This is a genomic window from Streptomyces sp. C1-1 (genome assembly GCF_050214755.1).
Lineage (GTDB): Bacteria > Actinomycetota > Actinomycetes > Streptomycetales > Streptomycetaceae > Streptomyces.
Map to the genome: position 1 here is coordinate 223,070 of NZ_CP189826.1, position 23,854 is coordinate 246,923.

Below are 23,854 nucleotides of genomic sequence, written 5' to 3' on the forward strand. Positions count from 1 at the left end.
GTCACCTTCCTTTCTCGCGGCCACGTCAGAGAGCCGACTGCGGGGCGAGCCGTGAGATGTCGTACGTGGTGGAGTCGTCCACGGCCAGGTCGGCGCAGATCCGGCCGAACAGCGGGACGAACTTGAACGCCCAGCCCGCCCCGTAGACGACGAGCTTCTCCCCGTGCGTCATCAGGTCCCGCGCGGTGCCGAGGAAGAACTGCCGTTCGGGGTCCGTGGGCAGCACGGCCAGGCAGGTCGAGGTCCGCACCGGGTCGGGGTCGACCGTGGGCAGGTGGTCCCTCAGCCAGCCCGAGAGCCGGTCCATCTGGCGCCGGTCGGCGACGCCGGTGGCCGCCGACGGGTGGTCGAGCGGGTCCACCTCGAAGATCGGCCCGCAGCGCACGAACTCCCCGGGCGCCCACGGGTTGTGGCCGAACCCGTAGAACAGGTTGGTGTCCTCCCGCGTCGGTTGCTGAAAGGCGAACCAGAACGGCGCCTCGTCCACCGGCCGGGCCTGCCGGTAGGCCGCGATGGCCATCTCGTACACCGAGTACGCCAGGCGCGCGCCCAGCGGCTCCACCAGGTCGTTGGTGTAGGGGCCGCAGGCCAGCACGACCTTGCCGGCCCGGTAGGTGCCCCGGTCGGTGGTGACGCTCACCCCGTCCGCGTCCGGCACGAGTTCCGTCACCTTCTCCCCCGCGCGCAAGGTGCTGCCGGCCGCCTGGGCGAGGGTGAAGAGCGCCGCCAGCGTCCCCCTGACATCGATCGTCCCGCCGTCGGGCTGGAGGAACCCCTCGTAGTCCCGGGGCAGGCCGCGGAACCCGAACCGCCGCTCGATGTCGGTGGCCTTGAGCCACTCGTAGCGCACCGAGAGCTTGTCCATCATCGCGACGGTCCCCGAGATCTGTCCCTCGTTGGTGACGACGTCGGTGTCCCCGAACCAGAGGCTGCCGATCTCGTGGATGAGGCGGCGCTCGCAGCGGCTCTCCAGCGCGCGCCACAGCGGAAGGGTCTCCAGCGTCAGGCGGAACAGGTCCTCCTGCGTGTACTGGAGCCGCCAGTGCCGCTCGGCGCCGCTGGTGCCCCCGCTCTCGTTGAAGAACGTGTGCCGCTCCAGGACCAGCACCCGTTGGCCGCGCTCGGCGACCTGCCAGGCGGTGGCCAGGCCGACGGGCCCGCCTCCCACGACCACCACGTCATGGAACTCCGTCATGCCCGGGCCTCCTCGTAACTCGACGTGCCGCCCTCGCCGGTGTCCCGCCGTCCGGTGAGCGCGGACTTCAGGGCCAGCACCAGGTGCTCGACCTGGCCGTCGGTCATCGACGGGTAGCAGGGCAGGTTGACCTGTTCGTGGAACCAGATCCGCTCGGTGACCGGACACTCGCCGAGCCGGTGTCCCCGGCCCCGCCACTCGGGGCGCAGATGCAGGGGGAAGTAGCGCACCTGCACCTGGACCCCGGCGTCTTCGAGGGCGTGGATGACCTCGTCGCGGCTCACGCCCTGTTCCGGCCGGACGAAGAAGGTGAACAGGTGGTACGGGTGGTGGATGTCCTCGGGCACGTCGGCCAGCCGCACGTGCGGGAATTCCGCCAGCGTCTGGGCGAGGCGCCCGGCGATCCACCGCCGCCGCCCGGCCAGCTCCCCGAGACGCTCCAGCTGGACGAGCCCGACGGCCGCCCCGGCCTCGCTGAGCGTGGCGTTGCTCCCGGGGTGCCGGATACGCAGGCACTCCTTCTCGTACGAGTCCCCCGCCCACATCATCCAGGGCTCCGAGCGGTCGTACGGCCCGGCCAGCAGCGGTGACGGCACGAGGACCCCGTCGGCGGCGTTGGAGCGGATGCGGTCGACGCGCTCGGCCCACTCGGGGTCGTCGAAGGTGAGCATCCCGCCCTCGCCGAGGGTCGTGATGTTCTTGCTGGAGTGGAAGCTGAAGCACCCGATGTCGCCGAGCACGCCGGGCCGCCGGCCGCGGTAGAGGGCGCCCAGCGCGTGCGCGCAGTCCTCGATCACCCGGACACCGTGCCGGCGGGCCACCCGCATGATCTCGTCCATGCGGGCCGGCCGGCCGCCGTAGTGGACCAGGATCAGGGCCCGGGTCCGCGGGGTGATCAGCGACTCGAACGAGTCGACGTCCACGTTCAGGGTGTCCGGCTCCACGTCGCAGAAACGGACCGTCACGTCGTGGGCCAGCAAGGGGTCGGTGGTGGCCTTGAAGGTCTGCGGGGTCACGATGACCTCGTCACCGGGGGCGAGGTCCAGCAGGTGCACGGCGAGCGCGACGGCGACGGTTCCGCTGGTGACGGTCATCGCGTACCGGCTGCCCACGTGCTCGCGCATCGCCTGCTCGAACGCGTCCCGCCACCGCCCTTGTGAGAGGCTCTCGCCGGACCGGACGACCTCTCCCAGCGCGGCCAGCTCGGCGTCCCCGAGGATGCTTCCCACAGCGGGGGCCGGCACGAAGTACCGGGAGTTCTCGTTCACGGTCAGCATGAGCCGGTCCCACTGCCCGCCGGGCTTCCCCCGTCCCGGGCGGCGCGCAGGGCCAGCGCCACCTCCACGATCAGGTCCTCCTGGCCCGCGACCACCTGACGCCTGCCGAGTTCGAAGAAGACGTCGCGCGGGTCGACCCCTTCGCGCGCTGCGATGTCGAGCACCGGTTTCTTGAACCCGGAGAACACCCCGGCCAGCCCGCTGACGATGGAGACGGAGTCGATGGTGGGCGGTGCCGGCATCAGCTCCCGCCCGGCGATGTCCGCCGCGTCCAGGAGCCGGTACAGGTCGATGCCCGTGCGGAACCCCAGCCGTTCCAGCACCGGCACCAGGACCTCCAGCTGGGTGTTGCCGGCGCCGGCGCCGAAGCCCCGGGCACACGCGTCGAGGATGCCGGCCCCCGCCTCCGCCGCCGCGATCGAGTTCGCCACGGCCATGCCGAGGTTGTTGTGCCCGTGGAACATCACCGGCACGTCGACGGCGGCGCAGATGGCCCCGATGCGGGCCGTGACGTCCGAGGGCAGGAAGTGCCCCGAGGAGTCGAGGATGCCCACGCCGGTGGCGCCGTACCCGACCAGGCGCGCGCACTCCTCGGCGAGCTGGTCGGGGCTCGCCATGTGCGTCATCAGGAGGATGCCGTGCGCCTCCACACCCTCGTCGCGCAGGAAGCCGAGGTGCCGCTCGGCGACGCTGGCCTCGGTGCAGTGCGTCGCGATGCGCACCAGGTCGACCTCGTACGCGAGGGCGTTCTTGATGTCCTGGGTGGTGGCCCAGCCCGGGAACATGAGAACCCCGAGCTTGCTGGTCGTCAGGGTCTCCCGGGCGATCGACATCATCTCGTCGTCGCTCAGCCGGGCCCGGCCGACCTGGAGGGACGAGGCGGCCAGCCCGTTGCCGTGGCCGACCTCGACGACCGGGACGGCCGCGGCGTCCGCGGCCTTCAGGTAGGCGCGGAACTGCTCCGCGCCGAGGCTGTGCCGCACGGCGTGCTGGCCGTCGCGCAGCGTCGGGTCGTGGATCTGGACCGGCCTGCCCGCTTCCTGGCTCATGCCGTCTCCCTGCCTGCCAGTGCGAGCCGGTCCGCCGCGTAACACTCGGCGGCCTGGATCGCGGCGGAATTGATGATGTCGAGATTCCCGGCGTAGTGCGGCAGCCGGTCGCCGGACGCGGTGACCTCCACGGAGACGAAGGCCGTGGAGTCGTTGACGGTGCACACGCTGACGCCGAATCCCTTGACGTACGTACGGATCTCGTCAGCCGCTCTCGTCACCAGTGCGCGCACCGAGTCGGTGGTGAGGTCCCGGCCCCGCAGGTACATGGCGACCCGGAAGGTGGCCGCGGGCCGGGCCGGGCTGATGTTGACGAGCGCCTTCACGTCCTCGACGCCGGTGAACCAGCGGATCGCGTCCTGCGTGGTCTGCACGTACTCGTCGAGGTTCAGGCGCGAGGCGCGGCCCACGCTCAGGGTGGCGGCCGTGGTCACGACCTCGACGCAGTCGATCTCGTGCGCCCTCGCGATCGCGTGCAGGATCGGTACGCACGCCTGCCCGCCGCAGGTCACCATGCTGATGTCGCGGTGGGAGCCGATGTCCGCCCGGTTGACGGTCGGGACGATCATCTGCCCGACTCTGCTGGGCGTCAGGTCGACGAGCATCGCCCCGGACGCCGCGAGCCTCTCCGCGTGCTCGGCGTGGAACGACGCGTTGGTGGCGTCGAACACCACGTCGAAGTCCTCCTCGGCGTCGACGAGGGACTGGATGCCCCCGGTCGCCACCGGCAGACCGCGCCGGGCCGCCCGCCGCAGCTCGGCGGCGTCGTGCCGCCCCGCGACGAGCCGCAGGTCGAGACAGTCTGAGCGCATGATCTTGGTCGCCAGGTCCATACCGATGAGTCCGGCGCCGAGGACCGATACGGACAGCCGTCCAGTTGCTTGCATGTACGGTCGCCTTTCCGTCAAGGTGCGGCGTGATCCGCCCTGGGGCCACCCGCGGAGGCCGGCCGCGGTGGTCCCTATGCGGCCCAGCCTGGGACCGGGGCCTTGCCGACGGCTCGCCGTCGCGCTGACCGGTCGCCGCCGCGGGCGGGGCAAGCGAGGCGGCGAGGTCCTTGCAGGGACGCGGCGACACGCTGTGCGGGTACCAGCCGGGGGGCCTCCCCCGGCTACAACGCCAGTCCGTACGCCGCACCTTTAGCATCCGAAGGGGACTGCGAGCCGTGGTCAACCCGATTCATGACGACAACGGTGTCTCTCTGGTCCTGGTGAACAGCGAGAACCGGCACGCTCTGTGGGCCGGAGGCCTCGACGTACCACCGGGCTGGCGCGTCGCGCACCGGGCGGCGAGCCGCCGGGAGTGCCTGGAGTACATCGGCGCCCACTGGCCGGACATCCGGCCCGCCAGACTCCCGGACGACGGGAAGGACGCGGGCGCCTGCCTGCACGACCTGTTCGCCGCCCAGGCCGTGCGCACCCCCGAGGCGCCGGCCCTGATCTGGCGGGACCAACCACTGACGTACCGTCAACTCGACGACGATTCCAGCAAGTTGGCCGCGTATCTGCGGCTGCGCGGCGTCGGGCCCGGCGCGTTCGTGGGCCTGTGCGTCGAGCGGTCGCCGCAGATGATCACAGCCCTGCTCGGCGTCCTGAGGACCGGCGCCGCCTACGTGCCCCTCGACCCCGAGTACCCCGTCGAGCGGCTGCGGTACGTCCTGTCCGACACGGGCGCACGCCTGCTCCTGACCCAGGAGCCGCTGAGGCCGCTCTTCCCGGACTACGACGGCGAGATCGTCTGCCTCGACCAGCACCGGCAGGACATCGACGCCCTGCCCACCGCGCCCGCGCCGGACAGCCCCCTCCCGCTGCCGTCGGACACCGCCTACGTCATCCACACCTCCGGCTCCACGGGCCGCCCCAAGGGCGTCCTGGTGACGCACCGCTCGCTGGCGAACCACAGCTCCGCCGTGAACCGGCACTTCGCGTTCGCCCCCGGCGACCGCGTCCTGCAGTGCAGGCCGCTGAGCTTCGACGCCGCCGCCGAGGAGATCTTCCCGCCGCTCCTGCACGGCGCGGCCCTGGTCCTCGGCAGCGACCCCCTGCGCCAGACGTTCCGGGCCCTGACCCAGCAGGTCATCGACACCGGTACGACCTTCCTGAGCGTGCCCACGGCTTTCTGGCACAGCTGGGTCGCGGAGGAGGACTGCCTGCTGCGGCTGGCCACGGAGTCCTCGCTGCGCACGATGATCGTGGCCGGCGAGAAGGCGGCCCGCCAGGCCCTGCTGACCTGGAAGAAACGGGTCGGCGAGGACATCCGCTGGTTCAACGTCTACGGCCCCACCGAGGGCACCATCACCACGACGGTCCACGAGCCGGGCGCCGACTGGGAGGCCGGCGAGTACGCCTCCGTCCCGATCGGCCGCCCCATCGACAACGTCCGTACGTACGTCCTCGACGACGCCCTGCGGCCGGTCCCGGCGGGAACGCCGGGCGAGCTGTTCATCGGCGGAGCGGGAGTGGCCGTCGGCTATCTCAACGCGCCGCGGACCACCGCCGAACGGTTCCTGCCCGACCCCTTCTCCGGCGTGTCCGGCAGCCGGCTCTACCGCACCGGGGACCTGGTGCGCGCGGACGCCGACGGCTGCTTGGAGTTCCTCGGACGCCGGGACCACCAGGTGAAACTGCGCGGCTACCGCATCGAGCTCGGCGAGATCGAGGCCGTGCTCGCCGAGCACCGGGACGTCCGGGCGTGCGTCGCCCAGGTGACGGGCGACGGCCCCGAAAGCGCCCTCGTGTGCTTCGTGACCCCCGACGAGCGCGCCGCGCCGCCGGCCGCCGAACTGATCGCCCACCTGAGGAGCCGGCTGCCCTGGTACATGATTCCGACGGCCGTCCACGTCCTGGACGCCTTTCCCATGACCCCGAACGGGAAGATCGACCGGACCGCCCTGCTCGCCCTCGAACCGGACGACGGCGGCGAGGCCGCCCACATCGCGCCGCGCACCCCCGTGGAAGCGGTCCTGGCGGACATCTGGGAGGACATCCTCGGCCGCCGCGGCATCAGCGTCGACGCCGACTTCTTCCAGGTGGGCGGCCACTCCCTGCTCGCCGCGAGCCTGATAGCCCGCATCCGCGCCCGGTTCGACGTCGGCATGACGGCCCGCGTGCTGTTCGAGGCACCGACCATCGCCGGGCTCGCCGAAGCCGTCACCCGGGCGACCGGCGACGGTGCGGCGGACCGCGCCGGACGGAGCTGACCGGCGGTGGCACCGCGACAGACCGCCGCCACGCGGCCCGACAGCCCTTGGCTGCGCACCTTCGGGCCGCAGGAGCCTTCGGCCCCGGCCCGGCTCGTGTGCTTCCCGCACGCCGGGGGCGCGGCCAGCTACTTCCGGGACTGGGGCGGCCGGGACCTCGCCGGGGCCGAGGTGTGGGCCGTCCAGTACCCGGGCCGCGAGAACCGGATTCGGGAGGAGTTCCCGCCCGACCTGCACACTCTCGCCGACCAGGTCACCGAGGAGCTGCGCGGACTCCTCGACCGGCCCGCCGTCTTCTTCGGGCACAGCATGGGCGCCGTCGTCGGCTACGAGGTCCTGCGCCGCCTGACGGCCGGCGGCCGGGGAGGCGCCGTACGCCACCTCGTGGTCTCGGGGTGCGGCGCCCCCCAGCGGGTGCGCCCCTTCGCCGGACAGGAAGGCGCCCATCTCCTGGACGACGACCGGCTCGTGGCCCTCCTCAAGGGGCTGGGCTCCGGCAACGCGGGCCTGCTGGACGACCCGGACATGCGCTCGGCCTTCCTGCCGGCGGTCCGCGACGACTACCGCATCGTCCAGTCCTACGTCCCGCGCGCCGGCGGCCCGCCCCTGCGGACCGACGTCACCGCGTTCGTGGGCCGTCAGGACGAGGCGGTCGGCGTCGGCGACGCGGTCGCCTGGGCCGGCGCGACCCGGGGCCGCTTCACGCTCCGCACCTTCCCCGGAGGCCACTTCTACCTGGGAGAACACCCGGACGGCGTCCTGCACGCCCTGCGCGAGGTCCTCCGTCCCGCCACCACGATCGACACCGGGAGAGCCGATGAACGTTGATCTGTCCGACCCGCTCCTGTACCGGGACTCCGATCCCGGACCGGTCTGGTCGCGGCTGCGCGCCGAACACCCCGTCTACCGCAACCAGCGGGCGAACGGGGAGCACTTCTGGGCGGTGATGACCCACGGCCTGTGCACGGACATGCTCACCAACCCCCGCCTGTTCAGCTCCGAGAACGGGATGCGGCTGGACTCCGACCCGCAGGTCCTCGCCGCCGCGGCCGGCAAGATGCTCAACATCACCGACCCGCCCCGGCACGACAAGATCCGGAAGGTCGTCAGCTCGGCGTTCACGCCGAAAATGGTGAGCCGGCTGGAGACCAACATGCGGGCGACGGCCGCCAGGGCCATCGACGAGGCGCTGGCCGCCGGTGAGTGCGAGTTCACGCGGGTCGCACAGAAACTGCCGGTCTCCGTCATCTGCGACATGCTGGGTGTCGCGCCGGCCGACTGGGACTTCATGGTCGAGCGCACCCGCTTCGCCTGGAGCTCCACCGCGCTTGACGAGACGGAGGAGGCGCGGAAGGTACAGGCCCACACCGAAATCCTGCTCTATTTCCAGGACTTGGCCGTGGAACGCAGGCGGGCGCCGAAGGACGACCTCATGAGCGCCCTGGTGTGCGGCGAGGTCGACGGTGCCCCGCTGACCGACCAGGAGATCTTCTACAACTGCGACGCCCTCGTCTCCGGCGGCAACGAGACGACCCGGCACGCCACCGTGGGCGGACTGCTCGCCCTCATCGACAACCCGGACCAGTGGCACCGCCTGCGCGACGAGCCCGCCCTCATGCCCTCGGCGATCCAGGAGATCGTGCGCTACACCTCGCCCGTCATGCACGCGCTGCGCACCGCGACCGAGGACGTCGAGTTCGGCGGCGAGCTGATCAGCGCCGGGGACCACGTCGTCGCGTGGCTGCCCTCGGCCAACCGCGACGAGAAGGTCTTCGACGACCCCGACCGGTTCGACATCGAGCGCGAACCCAACCGCCACCTGGGCTTCATCCAGGGCAACCACTACTGCATCGGCTCCTCGCTCGCCAAGCTCGAACTCACGGTGATGTTCGAGGAACTCCTGGCGCGGGTCGAGGTCGCCGAACTCGCCGGCCAGGTCCGCCGCCTGCGCTCGAACCTGCTGTGGGGGTTCGACTCGCTTCCCGTGAAACTCGTTCCGAGGGCCTGAGGAGACACGCCCCATGACCGCGCCGACCGCCCCCTCGATCGACAAGTACCTCGGCACCAGCGTCCGTCTGCTGCCCCAGACCGACCAACTGCGCGCCCTGCACACCGCGATCCGCGACCGGGACGCCCGCCGCGAGGACTTCGTCCGCTACTCACGCCGGATCATCCGCCTGCTGATCGAGGCAGGCATGGACCTGCTGCCCTTCGAGCCGCACGAGGTCCGCACCCCGACCGGCTCCGCCTACCAGGGGCTGCGCTTCGCCTCCGGGCTGTGCGGGGTCACCGTGGTGCGCGCCGGGGAGAGCATGGAGGGCGAACTGCGGGACGTCTGCCCGGGCATCCGCATCGGGAAGATCCTCATCCAGCGGGACGAGACGACCAAAGAGGCCCGCCTCTACTACACCGCCCTGCCCGCCGACATCGCCCGGCGGCACGTCCTGCTCCTCGACCCGGTCATGGCGACCGGCGGGACCGCGCTGTCGGCGCTGCGGGTGCTGACGGACCTCGGCGTGCCCGAGGAGAACATCGTCTTCGTCAACTTCATCACCGTCCCCGAGGGCATCACCGCCGTCTGCGAGCAGTACCCGCGGGTGCGGATCGTGACCTCCGCCATCGAGGAGCGGCTGAACGAGGACGCATGGATGCTGCCCGGCATCGGGGACTTCGGGGACCGCTACTTCGGCTCGGGCGCCTGACGCGTCCGCGGCCGACTTCCCCGACCGGCCTGGAAGACCGTGAAACGACGACTGATCGAAGGATGCACATGAAGGCCGAACAGGGGCCGTTTCTCCTGCTGAACACCAAGGAGATCGTCTCGCGCCTGCACGAGTGGTTCCCCGACGCCGCGCGAGAGCTGGTCGTGGTGACTACGAGAGCGGACATCCCCTCCGCCGACATCGCCGCGTACGCACAGCGCTTCCTCCACCTGGAGGTGGTGCCCAACCTCTGGGAGATGCCGGACGACGAACTCCTGGACCTCGCCCGGCGGTTCGGCGTACGCCGCATCCTGTCGCTCGGCGAGCGCGAGGTGCTGCGCGCGGCGCGCATGCGGGCCGAACTCGGCCTGCCCGGCCAGAGCCTCGCCTCGGCCACGGCGTACCGGGACAAGCACGTCATGAAGTCGACCCTGGCGGCGGCGGGCATCGACGTCGCCCCCATGCGCAAGTTCCGGACCAATGACGAACTCGCCGAGTTCACGTGGAAGGTCGGCTTCCCGGTCGTCGTCAAGGAACTCGACTCCGGCGCGTCGAACGGCACCGTGGTCCTGATGGACGAAGAGGACCTGCGCGCCCTCCCGGAGCGTGCCACCGGAACCCCCCGGCTGGCCGAAGCCTGGGTCGAGGGCGACTTCTACCACGTCAACGGCCTCATGAAGGATGGCGAGGTGGTGCTGGCGGTGCCCTCCCGCAACCTGTACTCCGACTGGTTCTCGGTCGCCTACGACGCCCCGACCATGACGGGGATGATGCCCGACGAGCACCCCCTGTCCGAGAGGCTGCGCAGCACCGCGCGCCAGGTCGTGGCCGCGCTGCCCGCCGTACCCGACCTGTGCGCCTTCCACCTCGAACTGTTCCACACCGCCGACGACCGCGTGGTCGTCTGCGAGATCGCCTGCCGGGCGGGCGCGGCCCTCGTCACCGACGTCCACGAAGGCGTGCTGGGCATGAACTTCTACGGCGCGAGCCTGCTCGGCCAGGCCGGACGCGGTGACCAGGTCGAGATCCACCCGACCGGCGAACGGCTCGGCTTCGTCTGGTTCCCGCCGGCCAAGGGAGTCCTGCGCGCGCTGCCCGACGCGTGCCCGCTGCCGGGGACGGTGAGCTACCGGCCCTGCGGCGACGTCGGACGCCTCTACGGCAGCTCCCCCGGACTCGGCCGGCCCGTCGCCGAGATGGTCTTCCGGCTCACCGAGCCGGACACCGGGGCGGAGCTGCGGCGGATCGAGGAGTGGTGGGACGACAACGTCGTCTGGGAGCACCGGACCAACGCGGTGCCCGACCGCTGGAAGACGCCCCGAAGGAAGCCGGCCGACGCGTAGCGGCCCGGCGATCGGACCGGAGGACCCGTGTACGAACTGCTGAAGACGATCATGATCGAGGAGCTGGAGGTGGAGGCCGACCAGGTGTCCCCGGACGCGAGCCGCGAGGACGCGGGCCTGGACTCCCTCGCCACCTTCGAACTCTCCCTTGCGCTCAGCCAGCGCCTCGGCGTCACCATCGCCGACGAGGACCTGTTCGGCCTCAAGACGCTGGCGGACATCGCCGAGTTCATCGAGAAGCGCACCGCCGGCCTGCCGGGTTCCCCGGGAGAAACCGGATCTCAGGCGGCGGACCGAGCCGAAGCCCCCGAGGACGCCGGGCTCACCCGGCTGCTCGGTGGCGGGGACGGCTTCCACCCCGACCGCCCCGGCGCCCCCGCCCCCGCCCACCAACTCGCCCGCAACGAAACCCCGTTCCAGCCCCCCGCGTCCGTGCTGGACGCGATCACCCGCGCCGCCGCCGAGGCCAACCGGTACCCGGACCCGGCCTGCGGAGCGCTGCGCGCCGCACTCGCCCGGCACTACGACCTCTCCCCGGACCGCGTCGCGGTGGGCGCCGGATCGATCACGCTCCTCCAGGCACTGCTCGCGGTGACCGCCGAACCGGGAGCAGCCGTCGCCTACTTGTGGCCGTCGTTCGACGGCTACGAGGTGCTCGCGGACCTCGCCGGATTCCGCACGGTACGGGTCCCGCTGGCCGAGGACGGGCACGACCTCGACGCCCTGGCCGCGGCGGTCGACGAGCACACGCGCCTGGTGCTGCTCTGCAACCCCGACAACCCCACCGGCACCGCGTCGGCCGAGGCCGACGTCCTGCGGTTCCTCGACGCCGTCCCGCGCACGTGCCTGGTCGTGCTCGACGAGGCGTACTGCGAGTACGCGCGCGACCCCGGCCTCGGCGCCCGTCTCCTCACCTCGTGGCCGAACCTGATCGTCGCCCGCACCTTCTCCAAGGCCTACGGCCTCGCCGGCCTGCGGGTCGGTTACATGCTCGCGGATCCCTATGTCATCTCCCGGATCCGGCGCATGATCATGCCGTTGAGCGTCAGCGACATCGCCCAGGCCGCTGCCGTCGCGTCGCTGGCCGCAGAGGCAGAGCTCCTCAGCAGAGTCCAGCACACGGTTGCCGAACGTGACCGTGTCCGCGCCGCAATGCGTGAGATGGGATTCGACGTTCCGCCTTCGGAGGCGAACTTCATCTGGCTGCCGCTCGGTAGTCGTACGCAGGCGTTCGCCCTCACGTGCGCGTCGGCGGGGGTCAACGTGCGGCCTTACCCGGATGAGGGCGTCCGAGTGACGATAGGGACCGCGGAGGAGAACGACGCGTTCCTGGCAGTGGCCAAGCAACACGGGCTGGATCTGGGTGCGGTTGACCCGAACTAGTCGCGTCACAAGGAAGCGAGATGAGCAGCCCGTGAACTCTGTTTCCCCTGGCAGCACAGGCAAATTCGTTGTGACCAGCGTGTCATCGGACGCCCATATGTGGAACCTCGTGTTCCTTCAGCTGTTGCTCGAGGAGCACGGCGGGCAGGTAGTGAATCTGGGCGCATGCACTCCGGACGAGCTCATCATATCCGAATGCATCAGGGTCCGGCCGGACGCCTTGGTCGTCAGCACGGTAAACGGGCACGGTCATATCGATGGCCTGCGACTGATCAGGAAGATCCGCCAGAATCCGGAGCTTGCCCCCATGAGAGTGGTCATCGGCGGCAAGCTGGGCATTCACGGTTCCCGGCACGGGGGATTCGGAGCAGAACTGGTCGCCAACGGCTACGACGCGGCATTCGAAGCGGACGCCGAACTCCACCAGTTCCTCGATTATCTCGGACTGGTGTCGTCGGCACCGAAGCAGATTCCCTCATCGAAAGCCCGGAGCATCTGATATGTCCACTCGTCCAAGCCCCGGACGCTTCACCCGGTTCATCCGGAATGCTTCGAATGAGGGAAAACTAGTCGTCCAGCCGCGGATGGGGTTCGGCACGGTCGATCAGATGCGCGCGGGACTCAAGGCGGTCGGCGAGGTCAGTGCACCCACTGTCGGTACCATCACCGTTGACAGTTACACCCGGGTGAACGACCACGCCTCAGCACTTCTCGCTCTGGAGCGGGCCGAGGACCTCAATGGATTCCCGCTGGTGACGCACGGCGCGGCGGTGACTCGCCAGATGCTTGCCGGAATCGCGGGAGACGACTTTCCGGTGCAGGTGAGACATGGATCGGCATTACCCGGCGAGTTGTTCGCGAACCTGACGAAGGCCGGCGTCGACGCCACCGAAGGCGGACCCGTTTCCTACTGTCTGCCCTACAGTCGCGTCCCGCTGGCGCAAGCCGTCGCCGCGTGGGCGGAATGCTGTGAGATGCTCGCGAGAACCGGTGAACCGGTGCATCTGGAGAGCTTCGGCGGATGCATGCTGGGGCAGTTGTGCCCGCCGAGCCTGCTGATCGCCCTGAGCATCCTGGAAGGCTTGTTCTTCCGCGAACACGGCCTGCATGATATTTCCGTCAGCTACGCTCAGCAGACCCATGCGCAGCAGGATATCGAGGCACTTCATGTCCTGCGCGCACTGGCGAGCGACTGGCTCGGAGACACCAACTGGCATTCTGTCCTGTACACCTACATGGGTGTTTATCCACGCAGTCGACTGGGGGCATACAGGCTGCTCGAGGCGAGCGCTAGGCTCGCTGTCCGTTCCGGGACCGAGCGACTGATCGTCAAGACTGCGGTGGAATCCAGCCGAATCCCGTCCATTACGGAGAATGTCCAGGCCCTGGAATTCGCAGCGTCGGTGGCCGAGCGAGAAACGGTGGTCGAACCGGCCGCGATTCCGGATTCCGGGATCTATGAAGAGGCTCAGGCCATCATCACCCACACGCTGACTCTGGGAAGCGACGTGGGATCAGCGCTCATACGCGCATTCGAACTCGGGCATCTCGACGTTCCGTTCTGCCTGCATCAGGACAACGCGAACCGCTGCCGGGCTCGGATTGACGGCCGCGGCCGGCTGACCTGGGTCAACCCTGGAGCAGTGCCGATTCCTCAGGCGCGCAGCCTGAGCGGAAACCAGCAACGGGTCACCGCCCGGGGCCTCATCGACATGCTCAGCTACATCGAACGCCGTTATGACCGGGAAGAACTGACAGGACAACAGCGTCCCGCTCCACAGGACTGGAGCGGCGCCGCGCCGTGACGGGGCACCGGGCAACGCCCGGCAAGTGGCTCGTACCAGCACGTGTCGTGGCGTGTTCTGTGCGTCACTTCATCGGCACTCTTTCAACACCTGCCTCACCGTACGATCGACCGTCCGTCAAGTGCGTGACCGTCGAAAGGCAAGTGCCCCAGGCATGGCGTACACAGCGCAAGAGCACCAATCCGCGTCCCTGGCAGATCTGTCGTTCGAGGCCTTCGGAGTGATGAGGGCTCGACGCGGGGCCGAGCACATACCCCTCGGTCCTCCACGGCACCGAGCCGTCCTGGGGTTGCTTCTGATACGGCTGGGGCAGGTGGTGCCCGCCGATCAGCTCGTCGACGAACTGTGGGGTGACCGCCTCCCCAGGCGCCCGCAGGCCACCTTGCAGACGTACCTGTCCCACCTACGGCGTGTGCTGACAGGACAGCACGGCCCGAGCGCCCCACTGCGCTACCAGGCTCCCGGATACGTCCTGACAGTGGAGCCGGACAGCTTCGACCTGTCCCGCTTCGAAGGTCTCGTCGCCCGTGGGCAGCGCCATGTGGCCGACAGCCGTCTCCCGGCCGCTCGCGAAGTGTTCGACACCGCGCTGCGATTATGGCGGGCTGATCCCTTCCTGGACCTCGTGGCCTACGGTCCGCTCGGGGAGGAGAGCGCACGCCTGAGCCTTCTGCGGACCACCGCCGTGGCGGCACACGCCGACGCGCTGCTCGCCCTCGGCGAAGCCGGTGACGCCGTCGCGCTGTTGCGCCGTGAGGTATCCCTGCACCCCACCGACGAACGCCTGGTCGGCAGCCTCATGACGGGCCTGTACCGCCTGGGACGGCAGGCCGAGGCGCTCCAGCTGTACGACCGGACGCGCGCCCACCTTTCCGAGGAACTCGGGGTCGCTCCGGCCCGCGAACTGCAGCGCGTCCACCTGGCTCTGCTGCGTCACGAACTCGACGACCAGGCGCCTGTTCCGACCCTGATCGAGGTGCGGGACCGGCCCGGCGGCGCGGGCGCGGCCGACGCTCCGGCCGAGCGGGAGGCGGACGGAGCGACCGTGCCCGAGGGCGAACAGCGGCGTGCGGCACCGACGGTCTGCTCGGCTTTCCCCTGCCGCGACGACCCCCTCGACGCACTGCGGTCGTTCATCACCGGCGCCCTGCGCGGCAGTGGACACATCACCGCTGTCGTCGGCGAGGCGGGGGTCGGCAAGACCGAACTGGTGGCACGAGCCACGGCGGAATCGGAGCCGCAGTCCCCCGAAGCGGAGGTGATCCGTGTCAACTGCCGCAGCGCCGAGGGCACGCCCATCGGCTGGGTGTGGCAGCAGGTGCTGCGCCGGCTCGAGATCCCGTACGGGGTGTCGTTCGACGGCCCCCGCGGGCAGCACGTCCTCTATCCGATGACAACGCTGTCCGGACACAGCACCGACTTCACCGAACACCCGTCGAACGAGATGCACTTCCTCGCTCAGGATGCGCTGTGCGAGGCGATTCTCCGACGTGCCGACGACAACCCGCTGCTACTCGTCCTCGAAGACGTGCACTGGGCGGACCGTCTCACACTCGACGTGCTGGGACTGCTCAGCAGCCGCATACAGGGGCGGCCCGTCAGCGTGGTGATCACGGTCCGAGAACCCGGTCTCGGGGCCGGGCTCGACTCCGACGGTCCGCTCGTGGGCCTCCTGGCCGACTCCCGCACCAAGGTGGTGCATCTGGACGACCTCGCCGAGGAACACGTCCAGGCCGCGGTCACGGCCCAGGCCGGACCCGGCGTCGACGCATCCGTCGTGCGTGCACTGTACGAACGCAGCGGCGGCAACCCCTATCTCCTCAACCAGTTGCTCGCCGACGCCGGCGGAGCACGGCGCCTGCACGATCCCCGCGTGGCCGACGTCGTCCGCGCCGGAATCCCGACGGGGATCCGCAGTATGGTGCGCAGGCGGTTCGCCGGGCTGCCCCCGCAGGTCCTGCAGATCCTGAAGTGCTGCGCCGTACTCGGCACCGAGGCGACGCTGACCTCGCTCACCGGCATACTGGACCGCGGCGAGGCCGACCACGACGTCGTGGAACAGGTCCTGCGGACCGGACTCGTGCGCAGCGACCTCGACCACCCACACCGGCTCGTCTTCCGCTACGACCTCATCCGCGACGTCCTCCTTGCGGAGATGCCCTGCCAGGAGCGGGCGGCACTGCACGCCCGCGCCGTCGGCGTGCTCAGCGCCCGCCACGGGTGCTCGCCCGAGGCGAGCGAACAGGTGGCCCAGCACGCCTGGCAGGCCGCCCTGACCCTGCCGGCGGAGGACGTGGTGCCGCACCTCAGGCGCGCCGGCGAACAGGCCATCGGCGACGGCGACTACCAACGCGCGCAGACATGGTTCGAGCACGCGCACACCTTGCTCTCCGCCGTACCCTCGAACGGCGACACGGCATCGGAGCAGACGCTGGAGTTGCGCACCAGGCTCCTGTACACGACGGTCATCACCCGTGGTTACGCCGACCGCGAGGTGGAGGTGGAGGCCGGGCGCATCCGGAAGCTGTCCGCCGCCACGGCGGGCCGTACCACCGAACAGGCCGCGCTGTTGCTGCAGCAGTGCGTGGCCGAACTGGTCACCGGTCGGCACGCCGAGGGTGCCTGGCACGTGGAGCAACTGCGTGCTCTTGCGGAGCGGTTCAGTGACCCGGAGATCCGCTTCTACGAAAGGATCGCCCGCGGGTTGCTGCAGTTGCCCAGTGAGACCGCCGACGCGCTCACAGCCCTGACCGAGGCGGAGCGGACGGCCGAGGAGCTGAGCCCCGAACGGCGGATCGCCATGACCCATCAGACGCAGCACGACCCACGGTTCCTGGCCATGAACCATCGAGTCCTCACCCTGTGGCTGCTCGGCGCCACCGACGAGGCACTTGCGCTGTGCGACGCCCTGCTCGTGGCCACCGGCCGGGACGGCACGCCGGTCGACCAGGCGAGCGCACACTACTTCCACGCTCTGGTGGCGGCACTGGGCGAGGATCCCCACAGGGCGGCGACCTCCAGCGGCCGGGGTCTCGACATCGCCCGCGCCCACGGCCTGACCTACTGGACCGCCATGCTCCAGGTGTGCCAGAGCTGGGCGCAGCAGCAGACCGGCAAGCCGGGCGCGCTCAGCCGCCTGGAGTCGGCGGTCGACGAGTTGCGCGAACGGCGTCTCCTCATCCGTCTGCCGCTCCATCTGGGCCTGTTGGCCCAGGCACAGCACAGCAGCGGAGCGATCGAGGATGCCAGGAAGACATTGCGGTCGTCGGCTGCGGAGATCGAATCCCGCGGAGAATTCGCCTACGTCAGCCGCAATCTGCCGATCACCCGCCCGCGCCCGCGGACTTCCGTGTCGTAGCGGCCGGATCGAGCCGCCCGCAAGGATTCGGCAAGCGGTGGCAAACGGAAGGCAAGCTCTCGGGAGAGGCATCCTGGCATGCTCAGTCCCGCAGTCCCGCAGTCCCGCAGTCCCGCAGTCCCGCAGTCCGGCGCCGCGATCTGCGAGGCCGCTCCTCAGCCGTCCGTGGGTTCACCTCTCAGCCGGGCGCGCGCCTGTTCGGCCTCGGGATGACCGAGTTCGTCGAGGATCCGCACCGCCTCCCGCCACAGGGGCAGGGAGGCGGCGCGGCTTCCCCGGGCCTCGTGGGTGTCCCCCATGTGCAGGAGCGTGTCCGCCTCCAGGTAGTGGTCGTTCATGCGCTGGTAGAGCTTCAGGGCGCGCTCGTAGCAACGGAGGGCTTCTTGGTGGTGACCCACGTGATGGCGGGCGTACCCGAGGCTGTCCCAGGCCGCGGCCTCGCCGTTGGTGTCGCCGATCTTCTGGTGCAGGGCCACCGCCTGGGTGCACTCGGCAACGGCCTGCGGGTAGGCACCGTGGAGGATGTAGGTCCATCCCGTCTCGTTGAGGACGAGCGCCTGCCCGGTGAGGTTGTCCGCGGACCGGTACAGGTCCAGGGCCTGCGCATAGTGGCGCAGGGCCGCGTCGTGTTGGTCGCGGCAGTTGGCCAGGAAGGCCAGCGAACGATGCACGCGGGCCCGGCCGTTGGGGTCACCGAGTGCGGTGAACAGCGCCATCGCTTCATGGAGCTCGGTGTGGGCCCGGTCGTACTGGGCGAGGCGCCCGTACGCGAACCCCAGCGACCGCCGGGCCTGTGCCTCACGGAGCTGGTCCTTCAGCAGCAGGGCAGACTCCACGGCTATGGACTGAATGTCGATCTGATCCTGCCAGCGGCCCCTGCGGTCCAGATACAGCTCCAGGGTCTGTGCCAGCAGCCATGCCTGGGCCGGGTGGCCCATGCTCTTGGCCTGGCCCACGGTGGACATCAGCACGGGCAGTTCCCGCTCCAGCCAAGCCGCGGCCGAGTCCGGGTCCGTCAGCGGCTCGAGTTGGACACCCGGCTCCGTGGGGTCATCGGGGACAGCGTCGATACGGTGGGGCGTCAGCGCGGTCGCGGCGGCGTGAGCGCCGTGAACATAGTGGTCGAGCAGGCGCCGCACGGCCGACCCGCGCGTGTCGGCGTCCTCGTGATCCTGGATCTGCTCGGCCGCGTAGATCTTGAGCATGTCATGGAACGCGAAACGATTCGGCACCGGTCGGATCATCAGGTGGGCGTCGGCCAGCTTGGCCAACAGAGTCATGGTCCGGCGCACCGGCAGCGCGGCGAGACTTGCGGCGGCCGTGGCGGACATGTCCGGTCCGGGGTGCAGGGACAGCAGCCGCAGGAGCCTTGCCGCCTCGCGCCCGAGGCCGTCGAGGGACCAGGAGAAGACGGTGCGCAGGTCGGTGTAGGGGTCCTCGTCGGCGAAGGCGTCGAGGCTGCAGTGGTCGGCTTGGAGCTCGGCGGCCATGGACGCGAGGGAGAAGCCGGGCAGGGTGGCTGCGCGCGCCGCGATGATCGCCAAAGCGAGTGGCAGCCGATGGCAGAACTCGACGATCGCGTCGACGGCTTCGGGTTCGGCGGTGGTCCGCTCCTGGCCCAGGTGACGCGCGAGGACTTCACGGGACTCCGCCTCGCTCAGTGGCCCGAGGATCAGCGGGGCGGCCCCATGGGTGGCGACGAGGCCACGCAGTTGGGTGCGGCTGGTGATGACGACCAGGCAGGTGGAGCTGCCCGGCAACAGGGGCCGCACATGCTGCGAGTCGCGCGCGTTGTCGAGAACGACCAGAACCCGACGGTCCGCAAGGATGCTTCGGTAGAGGGCAACCTGGGAGTCGACGTCGGCGGGCAGGTGCCGTGCGGACACGCCCAGCGCGGTCAGGAACGAACGCAGGGCTTCGGCGGCGGTTACGCAGGGCCCGCTCGCGTCGAAACCGCGGAGATTGACGTAGAGCTGGCCGTCGGGGAAACGGTGCGCGAGGCGGTGTGCGATATGCACTGCGAGGGCCGTCTTGCCCACGCCGGCCATTCCCTCAATGGTGTTGATCACCGCAGGGGTTCCGGATTCTTCGTCTATTTTCTCGAGAGCGCTGATGATCCGGGTCAGTTCGTCTCGGCGGCCGACGAAGGTGCGTAAGTCCAGAGGAAGTTGTGTGGGGCGAACCGTGTTCGACACATTCGGCCGCCCACGCGGTGACTGGGGCATCGGGGGCCCGGAGATCTCCTTCGGGGGGACCTCGTGGCGCCCGTCCTGGGGAATTGTGGCGCGTTTCGAGTGGCGCAGTAAACCGGCGTGAGCAACGCGGAGTTCCGGGCTCGGCTCGATGCCGAGCTCGTTCTTCAACCGCAGACGCATCTCCTGAAACAGCCCGACCGCTTCCGCTTGACGGCCCGTCTGGGCGAGCGCCTGGATCAGCCGGGCATACAGCGACTCGTCCAACGGATACTGCGCGATCGCCCGCTGCAGCAAGGGCAGAACCGGGGCGGGCGTGCCCAGCGTCAGCATCAGGTCGGCGCCCTCGCGCAGGGCCGCCAGGTGTTCGCTGTCCACGGCGGAGAACAGTGGGTGCACCCGGATGTCCTGCGGAATTCCCTGTGCTGCCTCTCCGCGCCAGAGGGAGAGTGCCTCGGCGTAAAGTTCCACGGCGCTGCTCGCCTCGCCGTCGTCGGCGGCATCGCGGGCGCGGGCGACAAGGTCACGGAAGTGCAGCAAGTCGAGAGTGCCGGGGTCGACATTGATGCCGTACCCACCGGCACGGCGCACCAAGAGGTCGCCCGGGGTACGGGGAGGAAGTCCGGGCTCCAGCATTTTCCGCAACGAGCCGATATGACGGTGGACGACGTTCACCGCGCTGTTCGGCGGATCTCCGTGCCACAGGACGTCGACGATCTGGCTCAGTCCAATGGTCTGCCCGGCGTGTAACAGAAGTAATGCCAGTAAAGCGCGCTGTTTTGGTGGTCCCAGGGGTAACTCGGCACCTCCTCGCCATACTTTGACCGATCCCAGGACCGCAAACCGCACGTGATGTTTCTCGTCGTCTTTCATTTTCACAAGTCCCGGTAGAAGGATCCTGATCTCAGGCTGAGCTCGACCGACTCACACGACACCAAGAGTGACTCGCGAGGGGCCTAAGATCAAAACAGCGGCGGTGCCGAAATGGCTGAAGCGAGCCGGTCAGCCCAAGGGGTGACGTGGGTGGTCAGCCAGCTGAGGAGCGGGCGGAGTCGCCCATGAGTGGCCGGCACGCGGTCGACCGCCTGCGTTGCCTGGAGCCATGCGTCACAGCCGTGATGCCGCACAGCGAGCAGCGATCGGTGGCGCAGCATGTCGGCTCGATGATGGTCGGCGGGGTGATCCCGGGGCACGCGCTTGAGCAGGTCCCCGGTGATCTCGAAACCCTTGCCCCGCGACTGAGGTTACGGGGCAGGCGTCAGATGCTCGGGTTCCTCGACAGATGTCGCCCCGTTGCTCTCACAGGCGCGCTCCGGGTCGATGGCGAGAGACGGCTCGTCATTGCGCTGGCTTTGCGCGGGAAACGCCACCGCGAGTTGCAGGGCTTCGTCCTGCTCCGTCATCCGTCTCCAGTCCGCCGGCTCGTGTTGCTGAGCGGCGGGCCGGGCCGGGCGAGATGTCGAGCTGGCTTGGAGTAACTGCTCTTGATCAGGTGGCGAGTTCGAAGGCGACGACGGCTCGGACGACGGCGGTGACCCGGGTGGTGCTGCAGCGGAGCTTCCGCAGGATCAGCCAGCCCTTCAGGATCGCCATGGCGCGCTCTCCGAGGCTGCGGATCTTGGCATGGCCTCGGCTGTGACGCCGACGCCAGCCGCGCAGGTTCTTGCCCCGGAACGGGACGCGGATGGCGGGGCTCGCACCCTGAAAAGCCTTGTCCGCCCAGCACTTGACGTTGTCGGCAGCCAGAGCGGCCGGGATGTCATGAGTCCGGGCCGCGGCCAGATCGTGCGCGGCTCCCGGCAACGCGTCCGATGCCCAGATAAAGCGTCCGACCGGGTCCGCGAGGACCTGCACGTTCATGCCGTGGTGCTTCTGCTTCCCCGAGTAGTAGGGGCGGTCGGCGGCGATGCGGTCGGTCAGCAGGAGGTGCCGTCGAGGATCACGTACGCTTTCCTGCGGACCGTTGCCATGGCCTGCTCATGCGGAAGCCCGCCGCGAGGCGGGCGTAGGTGTCACCGCAGCGCAGGTGCGCGAGGTCGAGCAAAGCCTGCCGACCACAGGTGAGGCGGCGCCAGCGGGCGCCGATGCGACGCCAATGATCCGCGAGGAGACCGGCAAGACGCTGCAGGGTACGGCAGGACGGATCAATCGCGGACGGGTAGACAAGCACTCGAGCTCCTGACGGACTGGTGATCTTGGTCGTGAACCCGCCCACCAGGAGCTTTCTTCATACCCCGACACCGGGCCCGCTGGCCCAACCACCCGTCAGCTGGAAGAGACTCAACGTCAGGCAGGGGTGTCCGTCGTTGCCGTCCGGTCAGGATAGAAGATTTCCTCGATGGTCAGGCCGAAGACGTCGGCGATGGTGAACGCCAGAGGCAGGCTGGGATCGTACCGCTCGGTTTCGATGGCGTTGATGGCCTGCCGGGAGACTTGGCACCGGTCGGCCAGGTCGGCCTGGCTCCATCGGCGGGCTGCACGCAGTTCGCGTAGTCGGTTCTTCACAACGTGCCGTCACCGGTTCAGTCGGGTACGCAAGTCCGCGATCGTCAGCCAGATGGCCACGCCGCCGAGGAGGATCAATTGCGCGAGCTGATGGAGCTGGATGATTCCTGCGGCATCGAGCAGGGTGGCCACTTGCAGCCCCACGAGGACTGCGGCGAAGGCGATGGCCATGCTCTCCAACTGAATCCTGCGCAGGTATTCGTCCGCGCGCCGGAATGCCCGCAGCAGCACCCAGACGATCGCGAGGGTGAAGACGGCCGTGGTCGCGATCCACCAGGCCTTCTGGGCGGTGCTCTGATGGGGATTGCTGCCCAGCGCCAGGGCTATCACGCCCAAAGCGGACACGGGTATGCCGTCGATGAGTACAGCGCGGCGGGCCGCGCGCGTCACATGGTCCTGCTGCTCCTGCTTTGCCATGCGAGAAATGTAAAGCAACCTTTCCATGATGTAAAGCGTCCTTGACTCAGCGGAAGGGCCACCTTACATTCTGGCTATGCTGAACGAGAGACGGCTCCTGACTCGCCGAGCACTGCTCGGCACCGCCATGGCGTCAGCCGTCGCTTCCGTCCCGATAGCCACCGCGGCATACGCCCAGTCGCGACCCGCCGACGGCTCGCCGGTCGCCGCCAACCCCACGCCGACTCCGGTGCGGCTTACCCTGCCCGCACCAACCGGTCCACACCCGCTGGGCACGGTCTCGTTGCACCTGGTCGACCGGGCGCGCGTCGACCCCTGGCAGGATTCCCGCACGGCTCGGGAACTCATGATCCAGCTCTGGTACCCGGCACACGCCGCCCCTCGCCACCCGCTCGCGCCGTGGATGTCACCCGGCGCCGCCACCGTCTTCGAGCGGGAACAGGGCATCCCGTCCAGCGCGCTGCTGCTGCCGACCACGCACGCCCACCTGGCCGCACCGGTGGACGGCGGCCGGTGCGGGAGACCGGTCGTCCTGTACTCACCGGGCCTGCGCAGCGACCGCAGCCTCGGCACTGTTCTGATCGAGGAACTGGCCAGCCACGGATACCTGATCGTGGCCATCGACCACACCCACGACGCCGACCAAGTCGAGTTTCCCGGCGGCCGGGTGGAAACCTTCGCCATCACCGGCGACATCGACGATGCCCTGATCGCCAAGGCCCTCGCTGTCCGCACCGCGGACACCCGGTTCGTACTGGACCAGCTCACCGCGCTCAACGCCGGAGACAACACCGACGCCGGACGGCGACCCCTGCCACCCACCCTCGCCGGCGCGTTCGACCTGTCCCGCGTCGGCATGCTCGGCCACTCCCTCGGCGGCGCCACAGCCGCCGCAGCCACCCGCGCCGACCGGCGCCTGAGCGCCGGCGTCAACCTGGACGGCAGCCTCCTGCCACCCGTCACCGCTGGCACCGACCGGCCATTCCTTCTCTTCGGCAGCGACCCCGGCCCAGGCCCGGAAGATCCCAGCTGGGATCAGTTCTGGACCAGCCAGTACGGCTGGAAACGCGAACTGGCCCTCATCGGCTCCACCCACACCTCGTTCACCGACCTGCAAACACTGCTACCCCAAGCCGCGCCCGCCCTCGGATTGACGCCTCGTCAGGTGACGCAAGCGATCGGCACCCTCGACCCGAACCGCGCCATCCACACGCAACGCGACTACGTACGAGCCTTCTTCGACCTTCATCTACGCCACCTCGACAACCACCTGCTCCAGCACCCCTCACCCCGCTACCCACAGATCAGGTTTGTCCGGTGAGGTCCCCGCCATCCCTGCACCACGGGCACCCCTTCAAGCCTGCGGCGGTCCCGAGCCCAGAGCGACGACACCTCGGACGGCCCGCACCCGTCATCGAGGCAGGCGGCC

At 69.6% G+C, this 23,854-nt stretch carries 19 protein-coding genes and 1 pseudogene; 10 read left to right on the forward strand and 10 right to left on the reverse strand.

The window, feature by feature from the left end:
- Nucleotides 1-25: 25 nt before the first annotated feature.
- Genes ACQF4J_RS01090 through ACQF4J_RS01105 form a run of 4 tightly spaced genes read right to left on the reverse strand, consistent with a single transcriptional unit; the run spans nucleotide 26 to nucleotide 4,408 of the window.
- The gene (locus ACQF4J_RS01090) at nucleotides 26-1,195 is read right to left on the reverse strand and encodes an FAD-dependent oxidoreductase (protein WP_351801599.1); all 1,170 of its coding nucleotides are present in this window, start codon (nucleotides 1,193-1,195) and stop codon (nucleotides 26-28) included.
- Nucleotides 1,192-2,472: a DegT/DnrJ/EryC1/StrS family aminotransferase gene (locus ACQF4J_RS01095; RefSeq protein WP_427164210.1), complete on the reverse strand. Its 1,281-nt coding sequence runs from the start codon at nucleotides 2,470-2,472 to the stop codon at nucleotides 1,192-1,194. The genes ACQF4J_RS01090 and ACQF4J_RS01095 overlap by 4 nt, the downstream gene beginning before the upstream one ends.
- Nucleotides 2,466-3,521 (reverse strand): 4-hydroxy-2-oxovalerate aldolase, encoded by a 1,056-nt coding sequence (gene dmpG / locus ACQF4J_RS01100; RefSeq protein WP_351573161.1) that lies wholly within the window; start codon nucleotides 3,519-3,521, stop codon nucleotides 2,466-2,468. Before dmpG ends, ACQF4J_RS01095 begins: the two co-directional genes overlap by 7 nt.
- On the reverse strand, nucleotides 3,518-4,408 hold the full coding sequence (locus ACQF4J_RS01105; protein ID WP_351801604.1) for an acetaldehyde dehydrogenase (acetylating): 891 nt from the start codon (nucleotides 4,406-4,408) through the stop codon (nucleotides 3,518-3,520). Before ACQF4J_RS01105 ends, dmpG begins: the two co-directional genes overlap by 4 nt.
- 278 nt (nucleotides 4,409-4,686) lie before the next feature.
- On the opposite strand from ACQF4J_RS01105, the gene ACQF4J_RS01110 reads away from it, so the two are divergent.
- The 9 genes from ACQF4J_RS01110 to ACQF4J_RS01150 all read left to right on the forward strand — a co-directional run bounded on the left by ACQF4J_RS01110 (nucleotide 4,687) and on the right by ACQF4J_RS01150 (nucleotide 17,311).
- Complete coding sequence (locus ACQF4J_RS01110) at nucleotides 4,687-6,720, forward strand: amino acid adenylation domain-containing protein (protein WP_427164212.1); 2,034 nt, start codon at nucleotides 4,687-4,689, stop codon at nucleotides 6,718-6,720.
- Nucleotides 6,721-6,726: 6 nt separating this feature from the next.
- The gene (locus ACQF4J_RS01115) at nucleotides 6,727-7,548 is read left to right on the forward strand and encodes a thioesterase II family protein (RefSeq protein WP_427164213.1); all 822 of its coding nucleotides are present in this window, start codon (nucleotides 6,727-6,729) and stop codon (nucleotides 7,546-7,548) included.
- Entirely contained in the window at nucleotides 7,538-8,728 is a 1,191-nt protein-coding gene (locus ACQF4J_RS01120; protein WP_351573173.1) for a cytochrome P450, read from the forward strand. The genes ACQF4J_RS01115 and ACQF4J_RS01120 overlap by 11 nt, the downstream gene beginning before the upstream one ends.
- A 13-nt stretch (nucleotides 8,729-8,741) precedes the next feature.
- Nucleotides 8,742-9,422, forward strand: coding sequence for a uracil phosphoribosyltransferase (gene upp / locus ACQF4J_RS01125; RefSeq protein WP_351573176.1), 681 nt, complete (start codon nucleotides 8,742-8,744; stop codon nucleotides 9,420-9,422).
- A 68-nt stretch (nucleotides 9,423-9,490) separates the two neighbouring features.
- A complete protein-coding gene (locus tag ACQF4J_RS01130; protein ID WP_351573178.1) occupies nucleotides 9,491-10,765 on the forward strand; it encodes an ATP-grasp domain-containing protein in 1,275 nt (424 codons plus the stop codon).
- Nucleotides 10,766-10,792: 27 nt separating this feature from the next.
- A complete protein-coding gene (hisC, locus tag ACQF4J_RS01135; RefSeq protein ID WP_427164214.1) occupies nucleotides 10,793-12,148 on the forward strand; it encodes a histidinol-phosphate transaminase in 1,356 nt (451 codons plus the stop codon).
- 31 nt (nucleotides 12,149-12,179) lie between these two features.
- A complete protein-coding gene (locus tag ACQF4J_RS01140; RefSeq protein WP_351573183.1) occupies nucleotides 12,180-12,647 on the forward strand; it encodes a cobalamin B12-binding domain-containing protein in 468 nt (155 codons plus the stop codon).
- 1 nt (nucleotide 12,648) lies between these two features.
- Nucleotides 12,649-13,953: a methylaspartate mutase gene (locus ACQF4J_RS01145; protein ID WP_351801614.1), complete on the forward strand. Its 1,305-nt coding sequence runs from the start codon at nucleotides 12,649-12,651 to the stop codon at nucleotides 13,951-13,953.
- Between the two features lie 223 nt (nucleotides 13,954-14,176).
- Entirely contained in the window at nucleotides 14,177-17,311 is a 3,135-nt protein-coding gene (locus ACQF4J_RS01150) for a BTAD domain-containing putative transcriptional regulator (RefSeq protein ID WP_427164215.1), read from the forward strand.
- 155 nt (nucleotides 17,312-17,466) lie between these two features.
- On the opposite strand, the gene ACQF4J_RS01155 is transcribed toward ACQF4J_RS01150, so the two are convergent.
- From ACQF4J_RS01155 to ACQF4J_RS01180, 6 genes and pseudogenes are all read right to left on the reverse strand, one after another.
- Nucleotides 17,467-20,376: an AfsR/SARP family transcriptional regulator gene (locus ACQF4J_RS01155; RefSeq protein ID WP_427164217.1), complete on the reverse strand. Its 2,910-nt coding sequence runs from the start codon at nucleotides 20,374-20,376 to the stop codon at nucleotides 17,467-17,469.
- Nucleotides 20,377-20,465: 89 nt separating this feature from the next.
- Nucleotides 20,466-20,720, reverse strand: coding sequence for a DUF2461 family protein (locus tag ACQF4J_RS01160; RefSeq protein WP_351801728.1), 255 nt, complete (start codon nucleotides 20,718-20,720; stop codon nucleotides 20,466-20,468).
- A 27-nt stretch (nucleotides 20,721-20,747) separates the two neighbouring features.
- A complete protein-coding gene (locus tag ACQF4J_RS01165; RefSeq protein ID WP_351573198.1) occupies nucleotides 20,748-20,906 on the reverse strand; it encodes a hypothetical protein in 159 nt (52 codons plus the stop codon).
- Between the two features lie 85 nt (nucleotides 20,907-20,991).
- Nucleotides 20,992-21,673, reverse strand: a pseudogene (locus ACQF4J_RS01170) (transposase family protein).
- Nucleotides 21,674-21,789: 116 nt separating this feature from the next.
- On the reverse strand, nucleotides 21,790-22,008 hold the full coding sequence (locus ACQF4J_RS01175; protein WP_351573201.1) for a helix-turn-helix transcriptional regulator: 219 nt from the start codon (nucleotides 22,006-22,008) through the stop codon (nucleotides 21,790-21,792).
- Between the two features lie 9 nt (nucleotides 22,009-22,017).
- Nucleotides 22,018-22,425, reverse strand: a complete 408-nt coding sequence (locus tag ACQF4J_RS01180; protein ID WP_427164219.1) for a hypothetical protein — start codon at nucleotides 22,423-22,425, stop codon at nucleotides 22,018-22,020.
- 76 nt (nucleotides 22,426-22,501) lie between these two features.
- Between ACQF4J_RS01180 and ACQF4J_RS01185 the strand changes: the two genes are divergently transcribed.
- Nucleotides 22,502-23,746 (forward strand): alpha/beta hydrolase family protein, encoded by a 1,245-nt coding sequence (locus ACQF4J_RS01185; RefSeq protein WP_427164221.1) that lies wholly within the window; start codon nucleotides 22,502-22,504, stop codon nucleotides 23,744-23,746.
- Nucleotides 23,747-23,854 lie beyond the last annotated feature (108 nt).